The sequence below is a fragment of the Streptomyces sp. NPDC048291 genome (assembly GCF_043201715.1).
In the GTDB taxonomy this organism is placed as follows: domain Bacteria; phylum Actinomycetota; class Actinomycetes; order Streptomycetales; family Streptomycetaceae; genus Streptomyces.
The window spans coordinates 454,296-478,425 of the sequence record NZ_JBICZC010000006.1 but is presented as its reverse complement, the minus strand read 5'-3'; the positions used below and the strand labels follow the sequence as shown (position 1 = coordinate 478,425).

The 24,130-nt window shown below is 71.8% G+C and carries 23 protein-coding genes; 14 read left to right on the top strand and 9 right to left on the bottom strand.

What is annotated here, in order from left to right; translation table 11 throughout:
* Positions 1-11: 11 nt before the first annotated feature.
* Positions 12-1,883, top strand: coding sequence for a hypothetical protein (locus ACGF5O_RS18885; RefSeq protein ID WP_393810981.1), 1,872 nt, complete (start codon positions 12-14; stop codon positions 1,881-1,883).
* 27 nt (positions 1,884-1,910) lie between these two features.
* On the opposite strand, the gene ACGF5O_RS18880 is transcribed toward ACGF5O_RS18885, so the two are convergent.
* Positions 1,911-2,513, bottom strand: a complete 603-nt coding sequence (locus ACGF5O_RS18880) for a TetR/AcrR family transcriptional regulator (protein ID WP_393810980.1) — start codon at positions 2,511-2,513, stop codon at positions 1,911-1,913.
* Positions 2,514-2,639: 126 nt separating this feature from the next.
* Here ACGF5O_RS18880 and ACGF5O_RS18875 point away from each other — a divergent pair, with 126 nt between their 5' ends.
* Positions 2,640-3,071, top strand: a complete 432-nt coding sequence (locus ACGF5O_RS18875) for a 4-oxalocrotonate tautomerase family protein (protein ID WP_393810979.1) — start codon at positions 2,640-2,642, stop codon at positions 3,069-3,071.
* The gene (locus ACGF5O_RS18870; RefSeq protein ID WP_393810978.1) at positions 3,064-4,086 is read left to right on the top strand and encodes a zinc-binding dehydrogenase; all 1,023 of its coding nucleotides are present in this window, start codon (positions 3,064-3,066) and stop codon (positions 4,084-4,086) included. Before ACGF5O_RS18875 ends, ACGF5O_RS18870 begins: the two co-directional genes overlap by 8 nt.
* A gap of 3 nt (positions 4,087-4,089) precedes the next feature.
* Here the strand turns inward: ACGF5O_RS18870 and ACGF5O_RS18865 are convergent, their stop codons facing one another.
* On the bottom strand, positions 4,090-5,427 hold the full coding sequence (locus ACGF5O_RS18865; RefSeq protein WP_393810977.1) for an FAD-dependent oxidoreductase: 1,338 nt from the start codon (positions 5,425-5,427) through the stop codon (positions 4,090-4,092).
* A gap of 125 nt (positions 5,428-5,552) precedes the next feature.
* On the opposite strand from ACGF5O_RS18865, the gene ACGF5O_RS18860 reads away from it, so the two are divergent.
* The 3 genes from ACGF5O_RS18860 (at position 5,553) to ACGF5O_RS18850 (ending at position 8,325) form a co-directional block, all read left to right on the top strand.
* Positions 5,553-6,320, top strand: a complete 768-nt coding sequence (locus tag ACGF5O_RS18860; RefSeq protein WP_393810976.1) for a TetR family transcriptional regulator — start codon at positions 5,553-5,555, stop codon at positions 6,318-6,320.
* A 29-nt stretch (positions 6,321-6,349) separates the two neighbouring features.
* Positions 6,350-7,261, top strand: a complete 912-nt coding sequence (locus ACGF5O_RS18855) for a PhzF family phenazine biosynthesis isomerase (RefSeq protein ID WP_393810975.1) — start codon at positions 6,350-6,352, stop codon at positions 7,259-7,261.
* A 440-nt stretch (positions 7,262-7,701) separates the two neighbouring features.
* Positions 7,702-8,325 (top strand): TOPRIM nucleotidyl transferase/hydrolase domain-containing protein, encoded by a 624-nt coding sequence (locus ACGF5O_RS18850; RefSeq protein ID WP_393810974.1) that lies wholly within the window; start codon positions 7,702-7,704, stop codon positions 8,323-8,325.
* Between the two features lie 10 nt (positions 8,326-8,335).
* Here the strand turns inward: ACGF5O_RS18850 and ACGF5O_RS18845 are convergent, their stop codons facing one another.
* Positions 8,336-9,190 carry an LLM class F420-dependent oxidoreductase gene (locus tag ACGF5O_RS18845; RefSeq protein ID WP_393810973.1) on the bottom strand — a complete coding sequence of 285 codons (855 nt, stop codon included), beginning with the start codon at positions 9,188-9,190 and terminating at the stop codon, positions 8,336-8,338.
* 334 nt (positions 9,191-9,524) lie between these two features.
* On the opposite strand from ACGF5O_RS18845, the gene ACGF5O_RS18840 reads away from it, so the two are divergent.
* Entirely contained in the window at positions 9,525-10,697 is a 1,173-nt protein-coding gene (locus ACGF5O_RS18840; protein ID WP_393810972.1) for a right-handed parallel beta-helix repeat-containing protein, read from the top strand.
* 87 nt (positions 10,698-10,784) lie between these two features.
* Here the strand turns inward: ACGF5O_RS18840 and ACGF5O_RS18835 are convergent, their stop codons facing one another.
* A complete protein-coding gene (locus ACGF5O_RS18835; protein WP_393810971.1) occupies positions 10,785-11,843 on the bottom strand; it encodes a chitinase in 1,059 nt (352 codons plus the stop codon).
* Positions 11,844-12,041: 198 nt separating this feature from the next.
* On the opposite strand from ACGF5O_RS18835, the gene ACGF5O_RS18830 reads away from it, so the two are divergent.
* Positions 12,042-13,082, top strand: coding sequence for an NlpC/P60 family protein (locus tag ACGF5O_RS18830; protein WP_393810970.1), 1,041 nt, complete (start codon positions 12,042-12,044; stop codon positions 13,080-13,082).
* Positions 13,083-13,088: 6 nt separating this feature from the next.
* Here ACGF5O_RS18830 and ACGF5O_RS18825 read toward each other — a convergent pair whose 3' ends face one another.
* Together ACGF5O_RS18825 and ACGF5O_RS18820 are read right to left on the bottom strand one after the other, a co-directional pair.
* Positions 13,089-13,751: a response regulator transcription factor gene (locus ACGF5O_RS18825; protein ID WP_362580983.1), complete on the bottom strand. Its 663-nt coding sequence runs from the start codon at positions 13,749-13,751 to the stop codon at positions 13,089-13,091.
* A 121-nt stretch (positions 13,752-13,872) separates the two neighbouring features.
* Positions 13,873-15,207, bottom strand: coding sequence for a sensor histidine kinase (locus ACGF5O_RS18820; protein ID WP_393810969.1), 1,335 nt, complete (start codon positions 15,205-15,207; stop codon positions 13,873-13,875).
* Between the two features lie 189 nt (positions 15,208-15,396).
* Between ACGF5O_RS18820 and ACGF5O_RS18815 the strand changes: the two genes are divergently transcribed.
* From ACGF5O_RS18815 to ACGF5O_RS18805, 3 genes are read left to right on the top strand one after another with little or no spacing between them, the layout of a single operon-like run.
* Complete coding sequence (locus tag ACGF5O_RS18815) at positions 15,397-15,639, top strand: hypothetical protein (RefSeq protein ID WP_393810968.1); 243 nt, start codon at positions 15,397-15,399, stop codon at positions 15,637-15,639.
* Positions 15,636-16,385 (top strand): ABC transporter ATP-binding protein, encoded by a 750-nt coding sequence (locus ACGF5O_RS18810; RefSeq protein WP_393810967.1) that lies wholly within the window; start codon positions 15,636-15,638, stop codon positions 16,383-16,385. The genes ACGF5O_RS18815 and ACGF5O_RS18810 overlap by 4 nt, the downstream gene beginning before the upstream one ends.
* Positions 16,386-16,387: 2 nt before the next feature.
* Positions 16,388-18,934, top strand: a complete 2,547-nt coding sequence (locus ACGF5O_RS18805) for an FtsX-like permease family protein (RefSeq protein ID WP_393810966.1) — start codon at positions 16,388-16,390, stop codon at positions 18,932-18,934.
* A 551-nt stretch (positions 18,935-19,485) separates the two neighbouring features.
* Here the strand turns inward: ACGF5O_RS18805 and ACGF5O_RS18800 are convergent.
* Positions 19,486-20,142, bottom strand: a complete 657-nt coding sequence (locus tag ACGF5O_RS18800; protein WP_393810965.1) for a ribonuclease D — start codon at positions 20,140-20,142, stop codon at positions 19,486-19,488.
* Positions 20,117-20,902 (bottom strand): hypothetical protein, encoded by a 786-nt coding sequence (locus tag ACGF5O_RS18795; RefSeq protein WP_393810964.1) that lies wholly within the window; start codon positions 20,900-20,902, stop codon positions 20,117-20,119. The genes ACGF5O_RS18800 and ACGF5O_RS18795 overlap by 26 nt, the downstream gene beginning before the upstream one ends.
* Positions 20,903-21,257: 355 nt before the next feature.
* On the opposite strand from ACGF5O_RS18795, the gene ACGF5O_RS18790 reads away from it, so the two are divergent.
* Entirely contained in the window at positions 21,258-21,791 is a 534-nt protein-coding gene (locus tag ACGF5O_RS18790; protein ID WP_043407174.1) for an NUDIX hydrolase, read from the top strand.
* Here the strand turns inward: ACGF5O_RS18790 and ACGF5O_RS18785 are convergent.
* On the bottom strand, positions 21,769-23,109 hold the full coding sequence (locus ACGF5O_RS18785) for a hypothetical protein (protein ID WP_393810963.1): 1,341 nt from the start codon (positions 23,107-23,109) through the stop codon (positions 21,769-21,771). The genes ACGF5O_RS18790 and ACGF5O_RS18785 overlap by 23 nt on opposite strands.
* A 113-nt stretch (positions 23,110-23,222) precedes the next feature.
* Between ACGF5O_RS18785 and ACGF5O_RS18780 the strand changes: the two genes are divergently transcribed.
* A complete protein-coding gene (locus ACGF5O_RS18780) occupies positions 23,223-23,465 on the top strand; it encodes a hypothetical protein (RefSeq protein WP_393810962.1) in 243 nt (80 codons plus the stop codon).
* Between the two features lie 197 nt (positions 23,466-23,662).
* On the top strand, positions 23,663-24,115 hold the full coding sequence (locus ACGF5O_RS18775; RefSeq protein WP_393810961.1) for a glycine-rich domain-containing protein: 453 nt from the start codon (positions 23,663-23,665) through the stop codon (positions 24,113-24,115).
* Positions 24,116-24,130 lie beyond the last annotated feature (15 nt).

The following is a 24,130-nucleotide window of genomic DNA, read 5'->3' as shown; positions in this document are numbered from 1 at the left end:
GAGCGCAGAGCATGAGACCGCCGGCCGAGCTGGACCGCGTCCAGTGGCATGCCCTGACCCACGCCTACGGTTCCGCCGAGGACGTCCCCGAGCTGATCAGAGCGCTCTACGACAGCGACGGGGAGACCGCCGACGAGGCGATCTACGAGCTGTACGGCAACATCCACCACCAGGGCACGGTCTACTCGGCGTCGGCGCCCGCCGTCCCCTTCCTCGCACACGCCGTACGGCACGCCCCGGACAAGCGCGCCGAGTTGCTGATGCTGCTCGCGGTCCTGGCCGACCACGACCCGGCGGGCGCCGACGCACCGCACTGGCCGAACAGTCCGGTCGCCGCGGTCTGCGCCGAGCTCTGCCAGGTGCTCCCGGAGCTGCTGCCCTGCCTCAAGGACACCGAACGGGGGGTGCGCCGGGCGGCGTTGCGGGTGGTCGCGGCCGTGGCCGGGTTGCTTCCGGCGGAACAGCGGGGCTCCGCCGTGGCGCAGCTCGACGCGGTGTACGCCACTGATCCCGTCCCGTCGGTGCGGGCGGACGCGCTCGTCGTCCTGGCCCGGTTCGGCCGGGCCACCGCGGCGGCACTCGACAGCACGCTGCCGGAGGTCAGGCTTGCGGCGGCCGTGCTCGCCCTCGCACCGTCGGAGCCGCCGTACCCGGGTGAGCTGACGGCCGTGATCGCCGAGGACGGCGCCGACCCCGACCCGGGGGACGACGACTTCCCGTGGTCGGGCACCACCACCCAGGACGAGCGGCTGAGGCGCCTGCTCACCGGGGACCCGGACGCCGGTCTCGCCGTGGCCGCGCACTGGATCGCGGCCGGAGACGTCGGCTCCCGCGGTTCCTGGCTGGTCGAGAAGATCGCCGAGACCTGGCGGGACCGGGAGCCGGCGGTGCTGGACCTGCTCGTGGCGGCCCTGGCGCAGCAGAGGGGCACCAGCGCCCTTGCCGCCCGTCTGCGCACCATCGGTCACTGGGCCGAGCTGCTGCCCGAGCCGGACGCCGGTCTGCGCGAGGCGCTGCACGGGTACGCGGAGGCCGGCGAGGAGACCGCGGGGCCAGCGCTTCTCGCTCTGGTGCACGCCCGCGACGCGCGCGCCCTGGAACTGGTACTGCGCCGCCCGAGCGCCCGGCTGCTCGCAGCGGCGGCGCGGCACTTCCCGGAGGCGGCCGACCGGCTGATACCCGTGATCCGCCGGGAGCTGGCGGCAGGCGCCACCGGGAACGAGGGCATCGCCCTGGTCTCGGCTCTCACGCCGTTCGGTGCCGCCGCCCGCCAGGCCCAGCCGGAACTCGTCGCGTGCCTCCGGACCCGCCGGGCGGCCATCGTCGCCGCCCGCCGGCTCGGGGACAACGGCATCGCGACGCGGGAAACCACCGACCTGCTCCGCGAGGCCACGCGGAGCACCGACCTCGCGCTGCGCGCCGCGGCGGCCGTGGCCCACTCCCAGCTGACCGGGGATGTCCGGCCGGCTCTGCGCACGTTCGAGGGGCTGCTCTCCGGGACGGGCCAGACCCACTGGTACCTGAGCGCTCTGGAGCCGTTGGGAAGCGCAGCCGCTCCACTGCTGCCGCGCATCGAGCCCCTGCTGGAGGCACGGCACGAGTGGACCCGGTGGGCGGCCGCCGAATGCCTCCACCGGATCACCGGATCACCGGAGCGCGCCGTCCCCGTCCTCGTCGAGCTGGTCGGCCCGACTCCGGTCGGCCTCCGCGCGCTCAAGGCCCTCGCCGCCACCGGCTGCCGGGTCCCGGACGAGCTCCGTCCCACACTTCGTGGCTTCGCCTTCTCGCCGCTCCGCCTCATCCATGACTCGCCGCTCTCAGAACAGGACCACCAGGACGACGAACTCCGCTCCCTGGCCCGGACGTTGCTCGCTGCCCGCTGATCCGCGCCGCCGCCCCTCCAGCCCGGATCACGTTCCCCGGACCGGCCCGTCGAGCGCGGCGTCGAGAAGTGCTTCGAGTCGGTGGGCGACCCGGTCCAGCGGTGCCGTGTCGCGTCGGGCGCGGCAGATGGCGATCGCGCCCTCCACCGAGGCCACGACGAGGGTCGCCAGCTCGGGGGCCTCGTCGGGGTCGGCCCCGTGGTCCCGCAGGGCAGCGGTGAGCAGCCCCTCCCAGGTGTCGAACGCCTCGGCCGCCGCGGTGAGCGCGGGCGGGATCTCGTCGCCCGGGGGCGGCTCCTCGACGGAGACGGCCAGAACCGGGCAGCCGGCCCGGAAGTCGCTCGCCACGACGATCCCGCGCCAGAGGCCGAGAAACGCGCGCAGCCCGGCGACCGGACCCGCGTCCAGCTCCTTGCGCAGCAGCCGCTCGACGGCCGCGCCCGCGTACCGCACGGCCTCGGTCGCGAGCTGCTGCTTGCCGTCGGGGAAGTAGTGGTACGTCGAACCGAGCGGCGCCTCGGCGTGTTTGGCCAGCTCGCGGATGCTCGTGGCGTTCAGTCCGCGGCGGCTGATCAGGTCGGCCGCCCCGGCCACGATGCGGTCCCGCGACGGCGCACTGGACTTCGCCAAGCTTCCGCTCCCTCCGGCTCCCCGGCCCTCTGGCCTCTGGCCTCTGGCTATAACGCTCGTCATAGTCTAGCGTGACCCCGCTCTATAACGATCGTCATAACCGCTGCTTCGCCATGGAGGAGACCCATGCCCCTGATCCGGCTCACCGCCCCGTCCGGCTCGCTGACCGAAGAGGGCCGCAGGACCGTCCAGCGGGACCTCGCCGCCGTGCTGCTGCGCTGGGAGGGCGCGCCCGACACCCCCTTCTTCCGCGCCCAGGCCTGGAGTCACCTGGTCGAACTGCCGGACGGCGCCCAGACCACCGCCGGGGACGACGCGCCCCGCTTCCTGGTGGACGTCACGGTTCCCGCGGGCGCGCTGTCCGAGCGCCGCCGGGCCGGTCTGGTCGAGGAGGCCACCCGGACCGTCCTGACGGCGGCCGGACTCACCGCGGACGACGCCCTGCGGGTGTGGGTGCTGGTCCACGAGCAGCCCGACGGCACCTGGGGCGCGGGCGGTTCGGTCGTCCGCCATGCCGACCTGGTGGCGCTGGCGAAGGGTGCGCGGGCCGATGCGTGAACTGACCTACGTGGCCCGCAACACGGTGGAGTGGCGCGAGGTCCCGGATCCGAGGCTGCGTGGGGACGGGGAGGCGATCGTGGCACCCGTGACGGCCACCTCCTGCGATGTGGACACCGCGATCCTCGCCGGGCACGGCTTCCTCGATCCGCCCTTCGCGCTGGGCCACGAGTGCGTGGCGCGGGTGGTGGAGACCGGCGACGCGGTGACCGCCGTACAACCCGGCGATCTGGTGGTCGTCCCCTGGTCCGTCAGCTGCGGCGGCTGCGACCACTGCCGGGCCGGCCGCACCGCCCACTGCACGGCCGTACCGCACATGGCGATGTACGGCGCCCCGATCGGCGGCACCTGGGGCGGCCTCTTCTCCGACCTGGTCAGGGTCCCCTACGCCGACGCCATGCTCGTACCGCTCCCGGCCGGCCTCGACCCGGTGGCGATGGCCTCGGCGAGCGACAACTGGTCGTTGTCCTGGCGCCTGGTCGCCCCGCACCTGCGGAACCGGCCGGGCGCCCGGGTGCTGGTGGTGGCCCGCGGCAGCATCGGGCTGTACGTCGCCGACATCGCCCGCGCGCTGGGCGCCGCCACCGTCCTCTACGTCGACCCCGACCCCGGGCACCGGGAGATCGCCCGGGGCTTCGGCGCCGCCACGGCCGAGACCCTCGACCCGCCCGTCCACCACGGTTTCGACATCGCGGTCGAGGCGACCGGCCGGGTCGACCAACTCGCCCTGGCGCTGCGGTCCCTGGCCCCTGAGGGCATCTGCGAATCCGCGGGCAACCACTTCCGCCCCGGCGAACTCCCCCTCCTCGACATGTACCTCACCGGCGTCACCCTCCGCGTCGCCCGCGACAACGTCCGCGCCCACATCCCCGACGCCCTCGCCCTGGCCGGCTCCGGCAGGGTCGACCCGGCCCGCGTCGTCTCCCACGTCCTCGACTGGGAGCAACTCCCCGAGGCCCTGCCGGAGAAGCACCTCAAGCCGGTCTTCGTACGGGACCGCCCCGCCGTGGCCTGACGCTCACTCCGTCCGCCCGGCTCCTGCGCCTGCGCCAGCGCCAGCGCCTGCCGCCGTTCCCGTCTCGGTTCCCGTTCCCGTTCCCGTGAACATGGCGATCAGGCCGTGCGGGGAGTCGTCGCCGAACATGTGCTCGTGCAGCTCGGCGGCGCCGGCGGCCTCCGTCGCGCTGCGCGCGAACATGGCCTGCTCGTAGGCGGTCAGCGCGGCCTCGGTGTCGTCGGGGCGGGCGGCGAGGGCCTTGCCGAGTTCGGCGCCGTCGTACATCGCCAGGTTGGCGCCTTCGCCGCTCGGGACCATCAGGTGGGCCGCGTCGCCGACCAGGGTCACGCCCGGCACCCGGTCCCACCGGTGCCCGGCGGGCAGGGTGTGCAGGGGGCGCAGCACCGGAGCGGTGTCGGCGTCGGTGATCAGCGCGGTGAGCTCCGGGGCCCAGCCGTCGAACTCCGCCGCGACGCGGGCGGCGGCGGTGCCCGCCCCGGCGGGACCGGCGGGACCGGCGGAACCGGAGGAACCGGCGGGACCGGCGGGACCGAAGGAACCGGACGGACCGGACGGACCGGATGAATCGAAGGAACCGGTCGGGCCGGAGGAACCGGTCGGACTGGTCGGACCGGTCGGACCGGTGAAGCCGGCGTCGGTGAACCACTCCGGCGGCCTGCGCAGGGCCACGTAGGTGTGGAGGGTCCCGCCGGTCTCCCGGTGGGCCTGGATCCCCTTTCCCGGCGCGAGCGCGAACATCGCCCCCTCGCCGACCGCCTTCGCGGCGGCCGGGTGCCGGGTGTCGGCGTCGAACAGGTAGGTCTCGACGAAGGAGGTGCCGGTGTACTCGGGCACCGCGGCGGACAGCAGCGGCCGTACCCGTGACCACGCGCCGTCCGCGCCGACCAGCAGGCTCGTGGTGACGGCGGTGCCGTCGGCGAACGTCACCTCGTGGCGGCCCGCGTCCAGGACGCGGACGGCGGTGACCTTGCGGCCCCAGCGGACGGTGCCGGCCGGAAGCGATTCGAGCAGGATCCGGCGCAGCTCGCCGCGGAGCACCTCGGGGCGGCCCCCCGTACCGTCGTCGGCCTCCTCGAAGAGGACGGTGCCGTCGGCGTCGAGCGCCCGGGTGGCCTCGCGGCCGGCCAGGACGAGGGCGCGGAACTCCTCGTACAGGCCCGCCTCCCGGAGCGCCGGCTGGCCGTTGTGCTCGTGGATGTCGAGCATCCCGCCCTGGGCGCGGGCCGCCGGAGAGGCCTCCGCCTCGTAGACGGTGGCCGGGATGCCGTGGACGTGCAGGACGCGGGCGAGGGTGAGGCCGCCGAGTCCGGCTCCGATGATCGTGACGGGCGTACGCATGGTGACTCCCCGGGGTGGGTGGGGCCGGCCTCTCGGAGACGACGGCCCACAAGACTGGAACGACATTCCATCCTGGAACGTCGTTCCATGTTGGAACGGTGCTCCAGCCGTGTCAAGATGGCGCCATGGCAACGCGGACACGCCGGTCACAGCGGCGCACCGACGCGCTCTCCCGCGAGCGCATCGTCGAGGCGGCCGTCGAGCTGCTCGACACGGCAGGCGAGAGCGGGCTGACGTTCCGGGCACTGACCGAACGCCTCGCCACCGGACCCGGCGCGATCTACTGGCACGTCGCGAACAAGGACGAGCTGCTCGCCGCCGCCACGGACGCGGTCGTCACCGCCGCCGTGGTCCCCCGGTCAGGGGAGTCCGGGCCCCCCGCCTCGCCGCAGGACGGAATCCGGGGCGTCGCGCTCGGGCTGTTCGACGCCATCGCGCGGCATCCGTGGCTCCCGACGCAGCTCGCCGCGCAGCTCTCCCGCAGCCCCGCGGGCACGGTCACGCCACGGATCTTCGAGAGCATCGGCCAGCGGGTCCGGGCCCTCGACGTGCCCGAGAGCAGCTGGTTCACGGTGACCTCGGCGCTGGTGCACTACGTCCTCGGCGCCGCCGGCCAGAACGCCGTGAACAGCGCGATCGGCCGCGCGCTCCCGCCCGGCGTGGACCGTGCCGGGTTCCTCGACACCGTGTCGGCGGCATGGAAGGACCTCGACCCCGACGAGTACCCGTTCACCCGGGCCGTCGCGGACCAGATGCGCGGGCACGACGACCGCGAGCAGTTCCTCGACGGCGTCGATCTCGTCCTCGCCGGCATCACCGCCACCCACCGGCACCGGCGGGACGACACGGACGGCGGTCGCGCCGGGAACAGCCCGGCAACGACGCAGGAATAGCCTGCGGTCCGCGCCACGTTGCCGCGACCATGACGACGAACGCGCCTCGGCCCGAGATCCTGCGCTACACCGCCTTCTCCAGCTCCCCCGACGGCGGCAACCCCGCCGGGGTGGTGCTGGACGCGAGTGGTCTGGACGACGCCGGCATGCTCGCCGTCGCCGCCGAACTCGGCTACTCGGAGTCCGCGTTCCTGACCGCGCCCCCGGAGGGCCTCGGCGGCCGGAACGGCGGGGACGGCGGGGACGGCGGGGACGGCGGGGACGGACGGGCGTACACCATCCGCTACTTCAGCCCCAAGGCCGAGGTGCCGTTCTGCGGTCACGCCACCATCGCGACCGCCGTCGCGCTCGCCGAGCGCACCGGCCCCGGGGAGCTGGTGTTCGCCACCCGCGCGGGCACCGTGCCGGTCGCGGTGACCGAGGAGGGCGGGACGGTCCGGGCCACCCTCACCAGCGTCGAGCCGCACACCGAGGAGATCGCCGACGCCGACCTCGCGGAGGCGCTGGCCGCGCTCGACTGGCCGGCCACCGATCTCGACCCGGCCTTCCCGCCGCGCATCGCGTTCGCCGGCGCCCGCCATCTGGTGCTCGCGGCCGCAACCCGCGCCCGGCTCGCGGACCTCGCCTACGACTTCGCGCGCCTCGAAGCGCTGATGCACCGCCTGGACCTGACCACCGTGCAGCTGGTGTGGCGCGAGTCCGCGACCGTCTTCCACGTCCGCGACCCGTTCCCGGTGGGCGGGGTCGTCGAGGACCCGGCGACCGGTGCAGCGGCTGCCGCGTTCGGCGCCTACGTCCGTGAACTCGGCCTGGCCCCCGAGGAAGCCGTCCTCACCCTCCACCAGGGCGAGGACCTGGGCCGCCCCGGCGAACTCACCGTGACCCTGCGCGCGGGCGACCCGCGGGTCCACGTCAGCGGCACCGGAGCCCGCATCGCCTGAGCCCCCCCCGCCCGGGTCTCCCCGGGTCCGGCGGCGGCGCCCCGGATATTCCGTGGCACCGCCGCCGGACCCGGGCGGAGACTCGACCCATGACGGACACGCCGGACACGCCGGACACGGCAGACGCGGCAGACGCGGCAGACGCGGCAGACGGAACGGCCGCAGCGGATGGAACGGCCGTGACAGACGGGGCGACCGCAGCGGGCAGGGCGACCGCAGCAGAGGGAACGGCCACAGCAGTCGCAACGGCCGCAGCAGAGGGAACAGCCACAACAGTCGCAGCAGCCGCAAGAGCCACAACGGGCGCAGTGGCCGGGCCAGCCGGAGCAGCCGGAGCAGCCGGAGCAGCCGGAGCAGCCGGAGCAGCCGGAGCAGCCGGGCCCAACGAGCCACCCGGGCCACCCGCAGCAACCGCAACGCACGCCACCCCCGCGCCCGACATGGCCGCCTTCCGGGAAGCCGTCCGTGACTGGGTCGTCGGTGGTGGGGCCGGCGGCGGTTCCGAGGTGGGGGTGCGGGAGCTGGCCGGCCGGCTCGGTGTCCGGGTCGCCGTGCTGCTCGAAGGCCCCAGCGACCTCGCGGCCGTCGAGGCGCTGGCCGCCCGGCGCGGCCGGGACCTGGCGGCCGAAGGGGTCTGCGTGCTGTCGATGGGCGGGGCGATGAACGTCGGCCACTACGCCCGCCTCCTCGGGCCGACCGGCCTCGGCCTGCGTCTGACCGGGCTCTGCGACGAACGCGAACTCCCCTACTACGCCCGCGGCCTGGAGCGGGCCGGCGCCCCCCAGCACGGCGTCTTCGTCTGCGCGGCCGACCTGGAGGACGAGCTGGTCCGCGCCCTCGGCCCGGCGCGCGTCGCCGAACTCGCCCATGCCGAGGGCGACCACCGCGCGCTGCGCACCTTCCTGAACCAGCCCGCGCAGCAGGGCCGCACCGCGCAGCAGCAGTTCCGCCGTTTCCTCGGTACGACGTCGGGCCGCAAGATCCGTTACGGCCGGGTCCTCGTCGAGGCCCTGGACGCCGACCGGGTACCCGCGCCGCTCGACGCCCTCCTCGCCGCCCTGTGAGCCCCCGGGCCTACTCGCCGCCCGGCTTCAACGCCTCCGCCAGCGCCCGGTAGCCCGGCAGCGGGTCGGTGCCGTCGGCGTGCACCAGCTGCACCGCCACATGGTCGGCGCCCGCGTCCAGATGGGCCCGGACGCCCGCCGCCACCCGGGCCGTCTCGCCGTGCACGAAGAGCGCGTCGAAGAGGCGGTCGCTGCCGCCGTCCGCGAAGTCGGCGTCGTCGAAGCCGAGGCGGCGCAGGTTGCCGACGTAGTTGGTCAGATTCAGGTAGAAGCCGAGCGTGGCGTCGCCGATCGCGCGGGCCGCGGCGCGGTCGGTCTCCAGAACCACCTTCTGTTCGGGGGCGAGGAGCGGTCCGGCGCCGAGGAGGTCGCGGGCCAGGCGGGTGTGCTCGGGGGTGACCAGGTAGGGGTGCGCGGCGGCCGTGCGGTCGCCGGCCAGACGCAGGACGCGCGGGCCGAGGGCCGCCAGCGCCCGCCGGGCGACCGGGACACCGCCCGCGTCGAGGACGTCCAGGTAGTCGTTGAGGGCCTGGTACGGCCGGACGAACTCCTTCGTCGCCTCCGGATGGCCGGCGCCGATGCCCAGCAGGAAGCGGTCCGGGTGGCGTTCGGCGATGCGCCGGTAGGCGCGGGCGATCCGGTCGGCCGGGTTGGACCAGATGTTCACGATGCCGGTGGCCACCACCAGGCGGCCGGTGGCGTCCAGCAGCCGTTCGGCGTCGGTGAGGTCCGGGTCGGTCACGTTGCCGAGCCAGAGGGTGCCGTAGCCCAGGTCTTCCAGCGCGACGGCCAGTTCGGGCGCGGTCCTGTCGTGGCGCCACACACCGATGGCGCCGAGGTCGATCTTGCGCGTGATCTCGTCCATGACCCGCACAACGGAGGGGCCGGGACCCGTATTCCGATCACCGTCGAAATATTCCCGCGTCCGATTTCCGCGTGCGATTCCCGCCTCCGATCGCGTCCGATTCCCGCCTCCGATCGCCTCCGATTCCCGTCTCCGATCCCCGCCTCCGACTCCCTCCTTCGATCCCCGCCGGACATGCCCCCACGGCAACCCCAGGACACCTCGCGGACACACTCGTGAACTGGCTTTACATACATGACCCTTGACGCGCCCACGCCACCCTCCTAGCTTCGCAGAGAAAGCGCTTTCCGCAAGGTCCCGCACGGAGCTGTACGGAGACGAACGGAGACGAACGATGCACGTGAGACCAGTCATCGCGGCCGTCGGCCTGCTCGCCGGCACTCTCGTCGCGCTGTCGGGCGGCCCCGCACAGGCCGCGTCCACGGTGCTGTACGTGTCGCCGAGCGGCACCGACAGCGCCGCCGGCACCCAGTCCGCGCCGACCACGCTCACCTCGGCGATCAGCCGTATCGCCGCCGGCGGCACGATCTACCTGCGCGGCGGTACGTACGCCTACTCCTCCACCGTGACCATCCCGGCCGGTTCCAACGGCAGTTCCGGCGCGCTCACCACCCTCTCCGCCTACCCGGGCGAGTCCCCGGTCCTCGACTTCTCGGCGCAGAGCGAGAGTTCGTCGAACCGGGGGATCCAGCTCTTCGCCGACTACTGGCACCTGTACGGCCTGACCGTCGAGCACGCGGGCGACAACGGCATCTACGTCGGCGGCAGCAACAACGTCGTCGAGCGGACCGTGACCGCGTACAACCGCGACACCGGACTGCAACTCGGCCGGATCTCCTCCAGCACGTCGAGCAGTGCCTGGCCGGCGAACAACCTGGTCGTCAGCTCCGAGTCGCACGACAACGCCGACAGTGACGGCGAGGACGCCGACGGCTTCGCCGCCAAGCTGACCACGGGCACCGGGAACGTGTTCCGGTACGACGTCTCGCACAACAACATCGACGACGGCTGGGACCTGTACACCAAGACCGACACGGGTGCCATCGGCCCGGTCACCATCGAGTACTCGCTGTCCTACGGCAACGGCACGCTGAGCGACGGCAGTCAGAGCGGGGACGGCGACCGCAACGGCTACAAGCTGGGCGGCGACGACATCGCCGTCAACCACGTGGTGCAGCACGACATCGCCTACGGCAACGGGCACCACGGGTTCACCTACAACAGCAACCCCGGCACGATGACCGTCTCGAACAACGTGGGCATCGACAACGCCGAGCGCAACTTCTCGTTCGACAAGGGCACTTCGGTGTTCCGGACCGACACCTCGTGCCGGTTCGCCGTCAGCGGCTCGAACGACAAGACCGTCGGGAACACCGACAGCTCCGACCAGTTCTGGACCGGCACCAACGGCTCCCGGTGCGCCTCCTACTCGGGCGCCCTCGGCTGGTCCTTCGCCTCCAGCGGCAAGCTGAACGTCTCCTTCGGGGGGACGGTCGTCAACCCGTAGCGGCCCGCACGGGGTTCGGCCCGGGCCGTCCACAGGGTGTGGACGCCCGGGCCGCAACCGCGGGTCGGCCGCGGGGCGGCCGGTGGGCTACCGGCGCGGGCCGCCGAACCGGGCGAAGGTGTGGCTGAAGTACCAGGGGTCCTGGGCTATGCCGGAGCAGGCGTTGGCGCCGCCGGTGCCGACGCAGCCGCCGTTGTCGCGCTGGAGGGCCCAGAAGGAGAGGGTGTCGATGCCCTGGGCGGCGGCCCAGCGCTCGACCGTCGCGGCGTTCTGGGTGGTGAAGGTCTCCGCCGGGCCGAAGTCGTCGATGCCGGGCATCTCGGTGACGCCGACCATGCCCCACAGGTCCTTGGCGCTCTTGTGCGGGTAGAGGGCGTGGAGCTGTGCGTGCAGGCCGTCGGCGGCGGTCTTCGTGTCGGCGGCCATGTCGTGGGCGGCGCCGTCGTAGTAGTCGAAGGTCATGATGTTGACCACGTCCACGCGCGCGTGGTTGGCGACGGCGTTCTGGAGGACGGCCAGGCCGTCGTCCTCCAGGCCCTTGGTGGTCGTCGGCAGGGTGTAGGAGAACTGGAGCGGGCGGTGGGTGCGTTCGGCCCAGCGCTCGGCCTTGGCGACCGCCTTGTTGCGGCGGTCGATTCCGGCCGCGTTCGCGAGGGAGTCCGCCTCGATGTCGAGGTCGATGCGGCTGATGCCGTACGTCGTGACGAGCTTCTCGTAGACACCCGCGATGGCGTCCACGTCGGTGCAGCTGTCCGCGAGTTCGGTGCCGGTGGTGTCGGCGCTGTAGCCGCCGAAGGAGGGGATGGCGTTGCCGCCGCGGGCCTGGAGGGTGGCGATGTCGGCGCCGAAGGTCCCCGGGTCGACGGGCTGGGTGGCGTCGCCGTTCCAGTCGGCGGTGCAGGAGCCCGCGGCGGCGGTCTGGAGGAAGGCGAGGGTGAGGTACTTGTTGCCGGACTCGGCGGCGAGCGCGGCGGGGCTCTCGCCGGTCCAGGCCTCGAAGTAGGGGGCCGCGACGTGCGCGGGCATGGGCTTCGCGTGGTGCGGGACGGCGTGCGGAGCGGCGTGCGCGGCGCCTGCCCCGAGGGCAACGAGCGCGGCGGACAGGGCGGTTGCGGGCAGGGCGTGCAGGGCACGAGTGCGTCTCATGGACGCCCATGTTTGGACTAGACCATTTAACTGTCAAGGTTCTTTACAATCACCAGACCCTTTCGTTCGATGTGCCGTCAGGGGACAGTCACCTCCGGTCAGTTCCAGCCAAGAATTTTCATGCGAAGATTTGAACTGACCATAAGAGAGTCATTAGGGTCTGTTGCCCGAACCTCTGCTCGGAAGGAGCTCGCCTCCGTGGCGTCCCACCGTCGTGCCAAGCAGCCGGGCCGTGCCCGCGTCACTGTCCTCACCTCCGCCGCCGCTGCCGCCGTGGCCCTCAGTTCACAGGCGGCCAACGCCGCGCCCGTCGCGAAGCCGAGCAAGGACGAGGTCAAGTCCCGGGTCGACAAGCTGTACGAGGAGGCCGAGCAGGCCACCGAGAAGTTCAACGGGGCCAAGGAGAAGCAGGAGAAGCTCCAGAAGCAGATATCCACGCTCCAGGAGTCGGTCGCGCGCGGCCAGGACGAACTGAACGACCTCCGCGACGGCATCGGCTCCATGGCCACCGCCCAGTACCGCAGCGGCGGCATCGACCCGTCCCTCCAGCTGTTCCTCTCCTCCGACCCGGACAGCTACCTGGACAAGGCGTCCGCCCTCGACCAGTTGAGCAGCCAGCAGGTCGAGACGCTGAAGAAGATCCAGGCCAAGCAGCGCGAACTGGCGCAGGAGCGGGCCGAGGCCACCGGCAAGCTCAAGGACCTGGCCGCCACCCGCACCGAACTCGGCAAGAAGAAGACGGAAGTCCAGGCCAAGCTCGCCGAGGCGCAGAAGCTGCTCAACAGCCTCACCGCCGCCGAGAAGGCCGCCCTCGCCGCCGAGCAGGACCGCGCCAGCCGCTCCGCCAGCGACCGGGTGGACCTCGGCAACGACACCTCGGCCACCGGCAGGGCCGCCGCCGCCTTCGCCGCCGCCAAGACCAGGCTCGGCACCCCGTACGTCTACGGCGCCACCGGCCCGTCCTCCTTCGACTGCTCGGGCCTGACCTCCTGGGCCTACGCGCAGGCCGGCGTCTCCATACCCCGTACCTCCGAGTCCCAGGCGACGATCGGCACCAAGATCTACTCGACGTCCGGTCTCCAGGTCGGCGACCTGGTCTTCTTCTTCAACGACCTGCACCACGTGGGCCTGTACGCGGGCAACGGCCAGATCCTGCACGCCCCGCGCACCGGCACGGTCGTCCGCTACGAGTCGATGTCCACCATCGGCGGCCCGTTCATGTTCGGCGTCCGCGTCTGAGCCGCGTCAGCGGGATCTGACCCGGGCGTCCTCCAGGTAGTGCAGGACCGCCGCCACCCGGCGGTCCACCCGGTCGGCCGGGGACAGGTCGAGCTTCGCGAAGATGGACCGGATGTGCTTGTGGACGGCGCCGTCGGTGACGACGAGCCGTTCGGCGATCGCGGAGTTGCCGAGGCCTTCCGCCATCAGCGCCAGCACGTCGCGCTCGCGCGGGCTGAGCCGTTCCAGGCGGGTGTCCTGGCGGGACCGGGTGAAGAGCTGGGCGACGACCTCGGGGTCGATGGCGGTGCCGCCGCACGCCACCCGGTGCAGGGCGTCCAGGAACTCCTCGACCCGGCCCACCCGTTCCTTCAGCAGATAGCCGAGCCCGCCCACCCCGCCGGTGAGCAGCTGGGTGGCGAAGCTCTGCTCGACGTACGCCGACAGGACGAGGACGGAGAGACCGGGGTGGCGGCGCCTGGCCTCGACGGCCGCGCGGATGCCTTCGTCGGTGTGCGTCGGCGGCATCCGGACGTCGAGGATGGCGACGTCCGGCGCGTGCGCCTCCACGGCGTCCAGCGCCTCCTCCGCGGTACCGGCGGTGGCGGCCACGTCCATCGACTCGGCCCGCAGCAGCAGGGCCAGCCCCTCACGGAGCAACGGGTCGTCCTCGGCGATCACGATCCGCAGCGAGGGCCGCACACCGTCGGACACCTCCGCGTCGGCGCGGGCAGGGGCCTCGGGGCGCGCGGATAAGGCGCCGGGTGCGGGTACTGCGCCTCGCGCGGGTACCGCGCCGTGCGCTGGTGCTTCACGATCCACTGGGCAGGTCCACTTCCAGGGTTGTCGGGCCGCCGGGCGGGCTGGCCAGGCGGAGGGTGCCGTCGTGGGCCGCGATGCGGCGGCGGATGCCGGTGAGTCCGGAGCCGCCGGCCTCCTCGGCGCCGCCCCGGCCGTCGTCGGCGACGGTCAGGCGCAGCCGCCCGCCCCGGGCCCGGACGGTCACGGTGACCGACCGGGCGCCGCTGTGCTTGGCGACGTTGGTCAGGGCCTCGGCGACGACGAAGTAGGCGGTCGCCTCGACGGAGGCGGCACAGCGTTCGGGCGCGTCCACGTCGATCCGGCAGGGCACCGGGCAGTCGGCGCCGAGGCCGGACAGCGCACCCGCGAGCCCCCGGTCGTCCAGGACCGGCGGCAGGATGCTCCGCGAGACCGTGCGCAGTTCGGCCAGCGCCTGTTCGGCGGCGGACTGGGCGCGCTCCAGGATCTCGTCGGCGCGGGACGGGTCCCGCGCCACCTGCCGCCGGGCGGCGCCGAGCAGCACGGTCACCGAGACCAGCCGGTTCTGCGTGCCGTCGTGCAACGCCCGCTCGATGCGCCGCAGTTCGGTGGCGTGGGCGTCGAGCGCGGCGGCCCGGGTGGCGGTGAGTTCCGCGACCCGCAGCGAGAGGTCCTGGTCGGGTCCGGCGGCGAGCAGCCGCCGGCCGGGGTCCGCCTGGAGCCGGGCCATGCCGGGGGTCAGACCCAGGATGACGGCGATCGAGCCGATCCCGAACGCGCAGACGGCGAAGGCGTCCGCCCAGGAGTGCGCGACGCCGTAGCCGAAGGAGGTGGCGGTCGTGTCCACGGGCGCGAACCGCCAGTACAGCGGGAACGCCGTGTCCCGTACGGCGGACAGCGGCAGCAGGAACCCCGCCAGGCCCAGCAGCAGGCCGGCCGTGCCGTGCCGGGCCAGCCAGTGCAGTTCCCGCCGGGTGGTGGGGTCGGCGAGGGCGAGCCGCAGCCGGGTCGGCGGAGCCGGCTGCGGGGCGACGACCTCGGGGCCGTGCCTGCCGAGCCGTTCGCGTTCCCGGCCGGCCAGGGCGTGCAGCGCGCGCGGCAGCGGGGCCGCCAGCAGCAGCCCGGCGCCCAGCGGCGCGGTCACCGCGGCGACCGCGAGCAGCAGGAGCAGGAGCAGGGCCAGGGCGGCCGTACCGAGCCCGCCGACGAGTTCCGCGAGCGCGGCGCCCGAGGCCCGTACCGCCCGCCCGGCGACGGCCTTCAGCCCCTCACGGCCGAACCCGCCGCCACGCCTGTCCTCGCCCCCGCGCCCGCCGTCGCCCCCGCCCTCGTCCGTGCGGTCCGGCCGGGTGCCGGTGACAGCCATCCTCGGCCCCTCCTCTCGACACTGACGACCCTAGGGCGTAAGGCAGTTCGCCGGGCCCCGGAGCCCCGGAAAGTACAGCCTGCTGTACCCGCGATCCGGCGGCAGACGGGATCGGCCGACGGGGGTCACGGTCCGTAGCGTCGGGGCCCGTACCCACCCAGGACATCGGCCCCCAGCAGGAGGTTTCCCGTGGCCCACCCCGACCCGTACCGCCTCACCGGCACACCGCCCGCCGACCACCGGGGCGGCACGGCCGACGGCGGCGTGGACCTCACCCGCACCCTGCTCTGGTCCCTGCTCGTCCTGAGCGCGGCGGCCAACATGGCGACCTCGTACGGCGGTGTCGACGCGTGGATCAACGTGACCTGCGGCGTGCTGACCCTGCTCAGCGCGGGCGCCCTGGTCGTGCGCCGGCTGCGAGGCCGCCGGTGAACGCGACGTTGACGGACACCGCCCGCCGGGCCCCGGCCATCGCGCTCGCGGGTGTCGGCAAGACGTACGCGGGCGGGGTGCGGGCCCTGGACGACGTGACGCTCACCGTGGAGCACGGCACCTTCCTCGCCGTGATGGGCCCCTCCGGCTCCGGCAAGAGCACGCTGATGCACTGCGCGGCGGGCCTGGACGCGCCGACCTCGGGCAGCGTCCGCATCGACGGCCGGGAGATCTCCGGGCTGAACGAGACGAAGCGCACCGAACTGCGCCGGGAGCGCGTCGGTTTCGTCTTCCAGGCCTACAACCTGATCCCGTCCCTCTCCGTCGAGGACAACATCACGCTGCCGCTGCGGCTGGCCGCCCGCCGCCCCGACCGGGACTGGATCCGCACCCTGGTCGAACGGGTGGGCCTCGCCGACCGGCTCCACCACCGCCCCGCCGAGCTCTCCGGCGGCCAGCAGCAACGCGCGGCGCTGGTACGGGCGCTGGCCGCGCGCCCGGCGGTGGTCTTCGCCGACGAACCGACCGGCGCCCTCGACCTGCGCAGCGCCCACCAGGTCCTCGACCTGCTCCGGGACCTCGTCGACGACCTCGGCCAGACGGTCGTGATGGTCACCCACGACCCGGCCGCCGCGGCCCGCGCGCACACCGCGCTGGTGATGGCCGACGGCCGGGTGGTCGAGACCCTGCACCACCCGGTGGCGGGCCAGCTGGCCGCCAGACTCGCCGCGTTGGGAGAGCACTGACCATGTTCCGGTTCGCCCTGCGGATGGCCGCGCACCGCATCGCCTCGCTGCTCGCCGTGGCCTGCGCGGTCCTGGGCGCCGCCGCCCTGATCACCACGACCGGGGTGCTGGCCGAGTCCGGGCTCCGCTCCCAGCTGCCCCCGGGCCGCCTCGCCGGCGCGGACGTCGTGGTCGCGGCCGACCAGGAGTACCACGTCCCCGGTGACCTGCCGATCGCGCTGCCCGAACGGGCCGGCGTCCCGGCCGGTCTCACCGCCCGCCTGGCCGGGCTGCCCGGCGTCACCCTCGCGGTCGGCGACCTCGGCTTCCCGGCCGCCGTGACGGACGCGCGGGGCCGCCTGCTCCCGGTCGGCACCGACGACCGGGACCCGGCGGCGGCCGGGCACGGCTGGTCCTCGGCGAAGCTGCTCGCCGGCGCCCGGGTCGAGGGCCGGGCTCCGGCGGACCCGGCCGAGGTGGCGGTGGCCGCGACGACCGGCCTGTCCGTGGGCGACCGGGTCCGCGTCACCGCCGACGGCCGTGCGGCCACCGCCTACCGGGTCTCGGCCGTGGTCCACGACCCGGACGCGGGCCTCTACTTCACGGACGGCAGGGCGGCGGAGCTGGCGGCCCCCGACGGCACGAAGACGGCCGCCACGGGCGCCCGCACCGTCGATCTCATAGGCCTCCGCACCCGGCCCGGCGCCACCGGCCAGGTCGCCTCGGCGGTGCGCGCGGCAGTCGCCGGGACCGGTCTGCGGGTCCTCACCGGAGCCGACCGGGGTACGGCCGTGGCTCCCGGGATCGGCTCGGCCCGTTCCCTCCTCGTCCTCCTCGCCGGCTCGCTCTCCGGGATCGTCCTGCTGATCACCGGGTTCGTCACGACCGGCGCCCTGGGCGTGGCCATCGCCGGGCAGCGCCGCGACCTGGCGCTGATGCGGGCCGTCGGTGCGACCCCCCGGCAGATCCGGCGGCTGGCGGCGGCCCAGTCGACGGCCGTGGCCGCCGTCGCCCTGGTCCCGGGCGTCGCCCTCGGCTACCTGCTGGCCGGCCGCTTCCGCACCCTGCTCGTCCACCGGGACGTACTCCCGGCCCGACTCCCCCTCACCTTCAGCCCGTTGCCGGCCCTGGCCACCGTCGTGCTGCTCCTCGCGGCCGTCCGCCTCTCGGCCCGCTGTGCGGCCTGGCGCACGTCGAGGATGCCGGCCACCGAGGCGGTCGCCGAGTCCCGCAGCGAGCCCCGCACCCCCTCCCGCCCCCGTACGGTCGCGGGCCTCCTCCTGATCGCCGCCTCCTGCGCCCTCTCCGTCCCCCCGCTGCTGCAACGCACCCTGATCGGCGCCTCCGCCACCTCCATCGCGGGCATCGTCGCCGCGATCGGCCTGGCCCTGGCCGGACCCGCACTGGTCCGGGCGGCGGGCGAGGCGGTCGTACGACGGCTGCGGCCGGGGGTGTCCGCGCCGACCTGGCTGGCCATGTCCAACGTCCGGGCGTACACGCAGCGCGTCACCGGGGTGGTCAGCCCGCTCGCGATGGCGGTGGTGTTCGTGCTGACGTACACGCTCGCGCAGACCACCGTGCTGGCCGCGACCGCGGACGACACCCGCGCCGGGACACTGGGGCAGTACCGGCTGAGCGCGGCGGCGCTCGGCGGGCTGCCGGCGGACACGCTCGCCGAGGTGCGGCGGGTGCCCGGGGTGCGGGCGGCGGCTCCCGTCGGCTCCACCACCGTCGTCTGGCCGTACCGCATGTTCGGCGACACCGAGACCGAGTCCGCGGCCGCGCTGATCCTCACGCCCGCCGCGCGGGACGTCCTCGACCTCGGCGTGACCCGGGGCAGCCTGGCCGGGCTGACCGGCGCCACGGTCGCCGTCAGCAGCGAGGTGGCGGGCCCGCGGGACGCGCGACTCGGCGCGCGTATCAAGCTGTTCCTCGGCGACGGGGCGCCCGTCGAGGCGAAGGTGGTGGCCGTCTACGACCGCGGGCTCGGCTTCGGCCCGGTCGTCCTCTCCCACGACCTGGCCGCCGGGCACACCACGTCCGGGCTCGACCAGAGCGTCCTCGTCCGCACCGACGGCACGGCCGCCGCGGAACGCGGGCTCACGGCGCTGGCCGGCGCCCGCCCCGGGCTCGCCGTCTCGGACACGGCTCCGCACGCGGGCGCGGACACCCCGCCCGAGGTGTGGGTGAACCTCGCCGTCGTCGTCGTCCTCCTCGGCTACCTGCTGCTCAGCATCGCCAACCGGCTGGTCGCGGCAACGGCCCAGCGCCGCACGGAGATCGCCGCGCTGCGGCTGGTCGGTACGACGCCGCGGCAGGTGCTCGCGATGATGCGGCGGGAGGCCGGGGTGATCGCGGTCGCCGCGCTCGTCTCGGGGGCGGCGCTGTCCGCGGTGCCGCTGGTGCTGCTGGGCGAGGGCTTCCTGTCCCGCCCCTGGCCGGCGGGCCCGGCCTGGCTGTTGCCCGCGGCGGCGGTGACGGTGGTGGTGACGGCGTACGTCACCATCGAGCTGCCGACGCGAAAAGCTCTGCGGGTGCCGCCGGCGGAAGCGGTGCGGGTGCCCGTCTGACGGGGTCGGACTGCAACGCCCGTCTTTTGGGGGCGCGGGGAACTGCGCGACAAGCCACGACGATGTCGCAGACCGCCGACGGCATTTCGCGGCACTCGCGGCCGTGCCACCGTCCGGCGTGTGTCGGAGCGTCGTCCACCGCGGACCCGTCGTGGCTTGTCGCGCAGTTCCCCGCGCCCCTTTCAAGACCGTTCCCTTAGGCCGCTCGGGCAACCCACCCCGCCCTCGCCCACCAGGGACGGAGCGGGTACAGCGTAGCGGCCTCCGGCCTCGCGCGGGACTCATGGTCCACACGGGGTCCACTGGCCATGCTTTCCGCTCGAAGACCTACGACCTTCTGATCCGTAGGATCGGGCAGCTTGCCATGAGGGGTGCCAACGGCCTCCTGCTCCAACTGCGCAAGCCAGCGATCACGTGCGTCCGCGTGCCGTCGTTGCCGTCCAACTCTGACCGGCTGCGTCGTCACCATGACGGTCTGCCGGCCGAACCGCCGCAGCTCCAGCCCCAAAGACGCTACGCCGACCTATGTTCATTGCCTACGTGAGGCGCGCCTAGTATTTGAACGGATCGGGGCACCCCCGAAGGCGCAGCTGCACGTGAGAAGGCAAGAACTCCACACACCGATCATAGAGATCAGTCAGGCCAAGCTGTTCGATATCTGCAAGAAGCAGATCGTACAAGTCGAGCAGCCTGATCACATCCCCGGCCGCGTACTCCAGTTGGCTGGCACTCAGAGAGTCGGCCAGCCAATCTGTGAACCTGACGGACTTGTCCAGCTTGAAACCGAAATGGCGCGCCATCAGGTACTTCAGCGAGAATTGATCAGCTGGAGCCACCGGATTGATGAGTTTCGCGGCAATTTTCGTGCAGGCCACATTGCTTGGCTCGACACCCCACGCAGACGCCATAAACGACAGGTCGAACGGCGCATGGTGAAATACCTTTAGTACGCGCTTATCCGACAGCAAGCGAGCAAGCACGGATGGCACAGCGTCCGCTACATGAGTCACAATGAAGATACCCACGTCCGGCGCGTAGATTTGACACGTACCGATCTGAGAGTTGCCCGGATCGAGACCGTTGGTCTCAATATCCCAGGCAAGCCTTCCGCTTTTCAGGAAGTCCGCATACAAGCGACTTGGCAAATCGCGGCGGAAAACCTCGACGTGGCCAGAATGGGATTCAGGGGTAGACTTTTGTGCTTGCATCGAGAGTCCCCTCCAAATCTTCCTCGAAGAAAGCAAACAGAGAACCTCCTTCCCTGCATGTCAGAGCAGGGAAGAGGCCGCGTCGGTTGTCCTTGTGATGGTAGAGCGTCACAACGAACTGGCTGTCGATGCGATACGCGGTGAACGCCCTGAAGACTGAAGTGGTGTAGATCTCAACCCGCCCGGTTGCACTGCCGTTTGCATCAATTTTTTTATACCCCTCGATCGCTTCGTTAATCTTGCCACGGACGTCGTTTTGGCTCGTGTTGAAGCGCGCGGCCAGGGACTTGATGCAGTTGGGGTCTGTGGGATCAGGGAGGCAAACTCTGATCTTGGCATCGTTCCGGGAAGCAATCTGCTGAAGGTTCACTTGATTGTTGTTGCGCCACGTAGTCGCCCAGGCTGCAAAGATGTCCAGGCGCTTAGCGGAGTGCAGGCAATCGTCCCAATCCACGATCTTCCTGTAGTCCGTACCGATCCCGGTCAGTCCTGACGCGGAGACGTCCTGCTTCAACTCCAGGACTTCGAGCATCTCCTTAAAGAAAGAACGCCGACCCACCAAGTCCCACAAGGTAGCCAAAGCCACCGATGCGACGAGTAGACCGCCGAGTTGGTTCGCCAGGGTGCCGAACGACTCATGATCTTCAAACCACGAGAGCCCGGAGACGTACAACAACGCCATACCAACCACTAGGCCGCCGCTGGCCAGTAGCCAGTACTTCAGATTGGTCACCAACCTGTACGGGGTGTTGTTCGCCATCCGTGTAGCCTCCTACGTCCACCGACGCTATCTCGCGCCACTGACAACGCCCGCTTGAGCGTCTTCCCACCGGTTCGGCCGACTGTAGTGGCGCAGCAGGCAGCGGATGCTGCTGTTCCCATCACGCAAGCTAGCAAGCAGCACTGACAGTGGCCGTTCACTAGGCGATGGCCACCGGCGTCCACACCTGGGGGCATAGCCTCCCTCGGGAACCTCCCCTCGTAGCGTGGGGAGGTTCCGATGCAAGCGGCCGACCCTGACGGACATCTCGTCAAGGTGACGCGAAAAGGCTGTACGTGCGCCCGCCTCCGAACCGGTCTGAGATCCTGGAGACCGATAGAGAGGGGTCGCAAGTATGGAGTGGAAGACGCACGGTGAGCGACAGATCTACACGAACAAGTGGGTGAATCTGTGTCTGGTCGACGTCCAGCAGCCTGACGGGCGCAGGTGGGAGTACCACGTTGTTCGCCTGCGGCACCTGGCCGTGGCCGCCGTGGTCAATGACCGGCAAGAGGTCCTGATGATGTGGCGGCACCGCTTCATCACGGACTCGTGGGCCTGGGAGTTGCCCATGGGCCTGGTCGAGGAGGGCGAGACTCCGGAGGAGGCCGCGGCCCGTGAGGTCCTGGAGGAGACGGGTTGGCGCCCCGGCCCCATCAAGCCCCTGATCTACGCCGAGCCGGCCAACGGGATCACCGACTCGCAGCATCACGTCTTCCGGATCGACGGCGCGACCTACGCCGGGCCGCCCACGGAGAAGAACGAGTCCGACCGCATCGAGTGGATTCCCCTCTCAGAGGTACGGGGCATGATCGACCGCCGAGAGGTGGTGAGCAGCGGCTCACTCGTCGGCCTGCTCTACCTGCTCATGGACGAAGCGATCCGTTGACCGGCGGGAGGAGTTCCCGTAGCCGCGCTTCGAAGGCCAGGGCTACGGGCTCCTGCCTGTGTGGGGCCAACTGGTCGTAAAACTCTCTGAGATGGCCTGACACTCGCTCCGACGCCACTGCCGACGCCGGTTCAAGTGCTTGCGTGGCGGTGCCGCACGCCTGGTCCAGCTTGCCCTGATCCAGCTGTGTACGGGCAAGCCAGAATGAGTGAAACGCCCGGCCGCGCTGGTTGGTGCGGGCCTCTCGCCGCAACGCGTCCGCGATCAGGGGTTCGGCGGTGGCTGCTTCGCCCAGTCGGCCGTGGGCGATGCCCGTGTCCACGATCAGCTTCGTCTCGTCGAAGTACGTGACCCAGGACGGGTCCGGGTCGCTCACCCGAATCTGCTCGAAATGGCGGTGTGCCTCCCCGATTGCCTGGTGCGTGGAGACCCGGTTGCCGAGCGTGGCGTGAGCGAAGGCTTCGCGCATCGACAGCATGGATAGGACCCGTGGGGTGGTGTCGACAGCCGAGCGGGCCTGGTCCTGGGCGGCCGTCACGAAGGCCAGCGAATCAGCGGGCTTGTCCTGGTACGTGCCCTGCAAGCTCATGCAGGCAAGGACGTTGGCCATGAACTGGCGGTCATCGATCTCCTTGGCCAGTTGCAGGGCCTCGGTGAAGTAGGCGCGGGCCTGGTTGTACTGGCGGGCGTCGAAGTAAGTCCAGCCGGTGAGGCGTGCCAGCTCGGCGGCGATTCCGTAAAGGCCGTTCTGGATGGATGGCGGTCGTTTCTCCTTCAAAAGACCGACGACATGGCGGAGCTGGCCGACGATGGCCGGCCGCAGCGCCTCGCCTCCGTGCTGGTCGTCCCGTCGCCAGTAGTCCTCGATGGAGGAACGGAAGGCTTCAAGGGTCGCCGCGTTCAGGCTCGTTCGTGTGGCCAGGGCCAGGATGCTGTCGACATCGGGGCCAGGTAGAGCAGCGGGAGTCTGCAGCTCGGGCTCCGGTTCCTGGGGTACCTCTCGCTCAGTCACCACAAGGGCTTGAGGTGTCTCCCACACCCGTCGGGCGAGCCCCAGCATGTGTCCTGGGATGCGTAAGCCGTCCGCGATGCGCTCGATGACGTCCATGTGCTGCAACTGGCGTTGTCCGGCGATGACTTCGCCGACACGGCTGGGAGTCAGCTCACAGCGTCTGGCGATCATGGACGGGTAGATGCCCGCCTTCGTCTTCACCAGCCGGAAGACCCTGGCAAAGTCCCGCACTCGACAGGCGTCGATCATCTCGGGATCGGTGAGCAGCCTGGCTGGCAGTTCCTGCGGCCGGTCGGCGTCGGGCATCGGCAAGCTCCCACACTGCGAGGGCTACGCAACGTCGCTGGTCCTCTACTTGCCGCGATATTACCCAAGTTGGGTAATCAGCCTGACCTTTTGGCAAAGGTCCCCGGATCGCGATGCTCCTTTCCATGGCGAGCAACCAGCAGACCAGACCAGGCATCGGTGAACTGGCGAAGGACAGCGCCCGAGACCGGATCGGCGTCGTCATGGGTGCGGTCGGCGGTCGAGTGCAGATAAGGCCGATCGGCGGCGGCACGGAATGGGATGCCATCCCGGACAACGTGGTGGCGCCGAGTCCACGCGAGGAACTCAGGGCCCGCCTGGCCATCAGGAACAGCAACAGCCGGGATGGGCTGTGATGCGCGCTGTCGGCCGGTACGCAGGAGTCCTGTTCGTCGTCATCATCAGCGGCTCGTGCGGCCTGGTGATCGGTATGGCTCTCGCCATGGGTCAGTAGACGGGCCGCCCCGGACGGGGGCCAACTCCCTGGTTCCCCCCCTTCCCCGTTCGGGGTCGGCCATCCAACCACGCACCGCCACACAGGAGGAGTACTCGCATGACGGCAACGGTGAACGATCTGAAGACCGGTCGCGCGGTGGCTGGTGAGGAGCTGTTCGAGAGCCTCGCCCACTTCGTGGTCGTCCACAACGGGCAGTCGCCCGAGCGGGCCGCGCGGATCGCGGACCAGGCGGTCGCCTTCCTGGTCACCGCAGCCACGGCCAACGTCCCCATGGTCCCGTCCGATGACGTGGACCTCGGCCTGCACGCGCTGATCCTGCACACACGGGAGTACGCGAGGCTGTGCGACCGGTACGCGGGCCGCTTCCTGCACCACAACCCGAAGCCGGGCGGCGGGCCCCGCGACCTGCTGATGGTCATCACTGCGGCACGCGCCATGAAGGCGGCAGGGTTCAAGGTCTTCGACGACCTGTGGACCGTGGACGGCACGAACCTTGCGCAGTGCGACTCGGACTGCGGCCGTCCGTACGGTCAGGACTATCAGGACTAACACACGACAGCAGCG

Bases quoted from the DNA above. Each gene is read 5' to 3' on its own strand.
- ACGF5O_RS18885 (WP_393810981.1), top strand. From the start codon at position 12: ATGAGACCGCCGGCCGAGCTGGACCGCGTCCAGTGGCATGCCCTGACC.
- ACGF5O_RS18875 (WP_393810979.1), top strand. From the start codon at position 2,640: ATGCCCCTGATCCGGCTCACCGCCCCGTCCGGCTCGCTGACCGAAGAG.
- ACGF5O_RS18870 (WP_393810978.1), top strand. From the start codon at position 3,064: ATGCGTGAACTGACCTACGTGGCCCGCAACACGGTGGAGTGGCGCGAG.
- ACGF5O_RS18865 (WP_393810977.1), bottom strand. From the start codon at position 5,427: ATGCGTACGCCCGTCACGATCATCGGAGCCGGACTCGGCGGCCTCACC.
- ACGF5O_RS18860 (WP_393810976.1), top strand. From the start codon at position 5,553: ATGGCAACGCGGACACGCCGGTCACAGCGGCGCACCGACGCGCTCTCC.
- ACGF5O_RS18855 (WP_393810975.1), top strand. From the start codon at position 6,350: ATGACGACGAACGCGCCTCGGCCCGAGATCCTGCGCTACACCGCCTTC.
- ACGF5O_RS18850 (WP_393810974.1), top strand. From the start codon at position 7,702: ATGGCCGCCTTCCGGGAAGCCGTCCGTGACTGGGTCGTCGGTGGTGGG.
- ACGF5O_RS18845 (WP_393810973.1), bottom strand. From the start codon at position 9,190: ATGGACGAGATCACGCGCAAGATCGACCTCGGCGCCATCGGTGTGTGG.
- ACGF5O_RS18840 (WP_393810972.1), top strand. From the start codon at position 9,525: ATGCACGTGAGACCAGTCATCGCGGCCGTCGGCCTGCTCGCCGGCACT.
- ACGF5O_RS18835 (WP_393810971.1), bottom strand. From the start codon at position 11,843: ATGAGACGCACTCGTGCCCTGCACGCCCTGCCCGCAACCGCCCTGTCC.
- ACGF5O_RS18820 (WP_393810969.1), bottom strand. From the start codon at position 15,207: ATGGCTGTCACCGGCACCCGGCCGGACCGCACGGACGAGGGCGGGGGC.
- ACGF5O_RS18805 (WP_393810966.1), top strand. From the start codon at position 16,388: ATGTTCCGGTTCGCCCTGCGGATGGCCGCGCACCGCATCGCCTCGCTG.
- ACGF5O_RS18800 (WP_393810965.1), bottom strand. From the start codon at position 20,142: ATGCAAGCACAAAAGTCTACCCCTGAATCCCATTCTGGCCACGTCGAG.
- ACGF5O_RS18795 (WP_393810964.1), bottom strand. From the start codon at position 20,902: ATGGCGAACAACACCCCGTACAGGTTGGTGACCAATCTGAAGTACTGG.
- ACGF5O_RS18790 (WP_043407174.1), top strand. From the start codon at position 21,258: ATGGAGTGGAAGACGCACGGTGAGCGACAGATCTACACGAACAAGTGG.
- ACGF5O_RS18785 (WP_393810963.1), bottom strand. From the start codon at position 23,109: ATGCCCGACGCCGACCGGCCGCAGGAACTGCCAGCCAGGCTGCTCACC.
- ACGF5O_RS18780 (WP_393810962.1), top strand. From the start codon at position 23,223: ATGCTCCTTTCCATGGCGAGCAACCAGCAGACCAGACCAGGCATCGGT.
- ACGF5O_RS18775 (WP_393810961.1), top strand. From the start codon at position 23,663: ATGACGGCAACGGTGAACGATCTGAAGACCGGTCGCGCGGTGGCTGGT.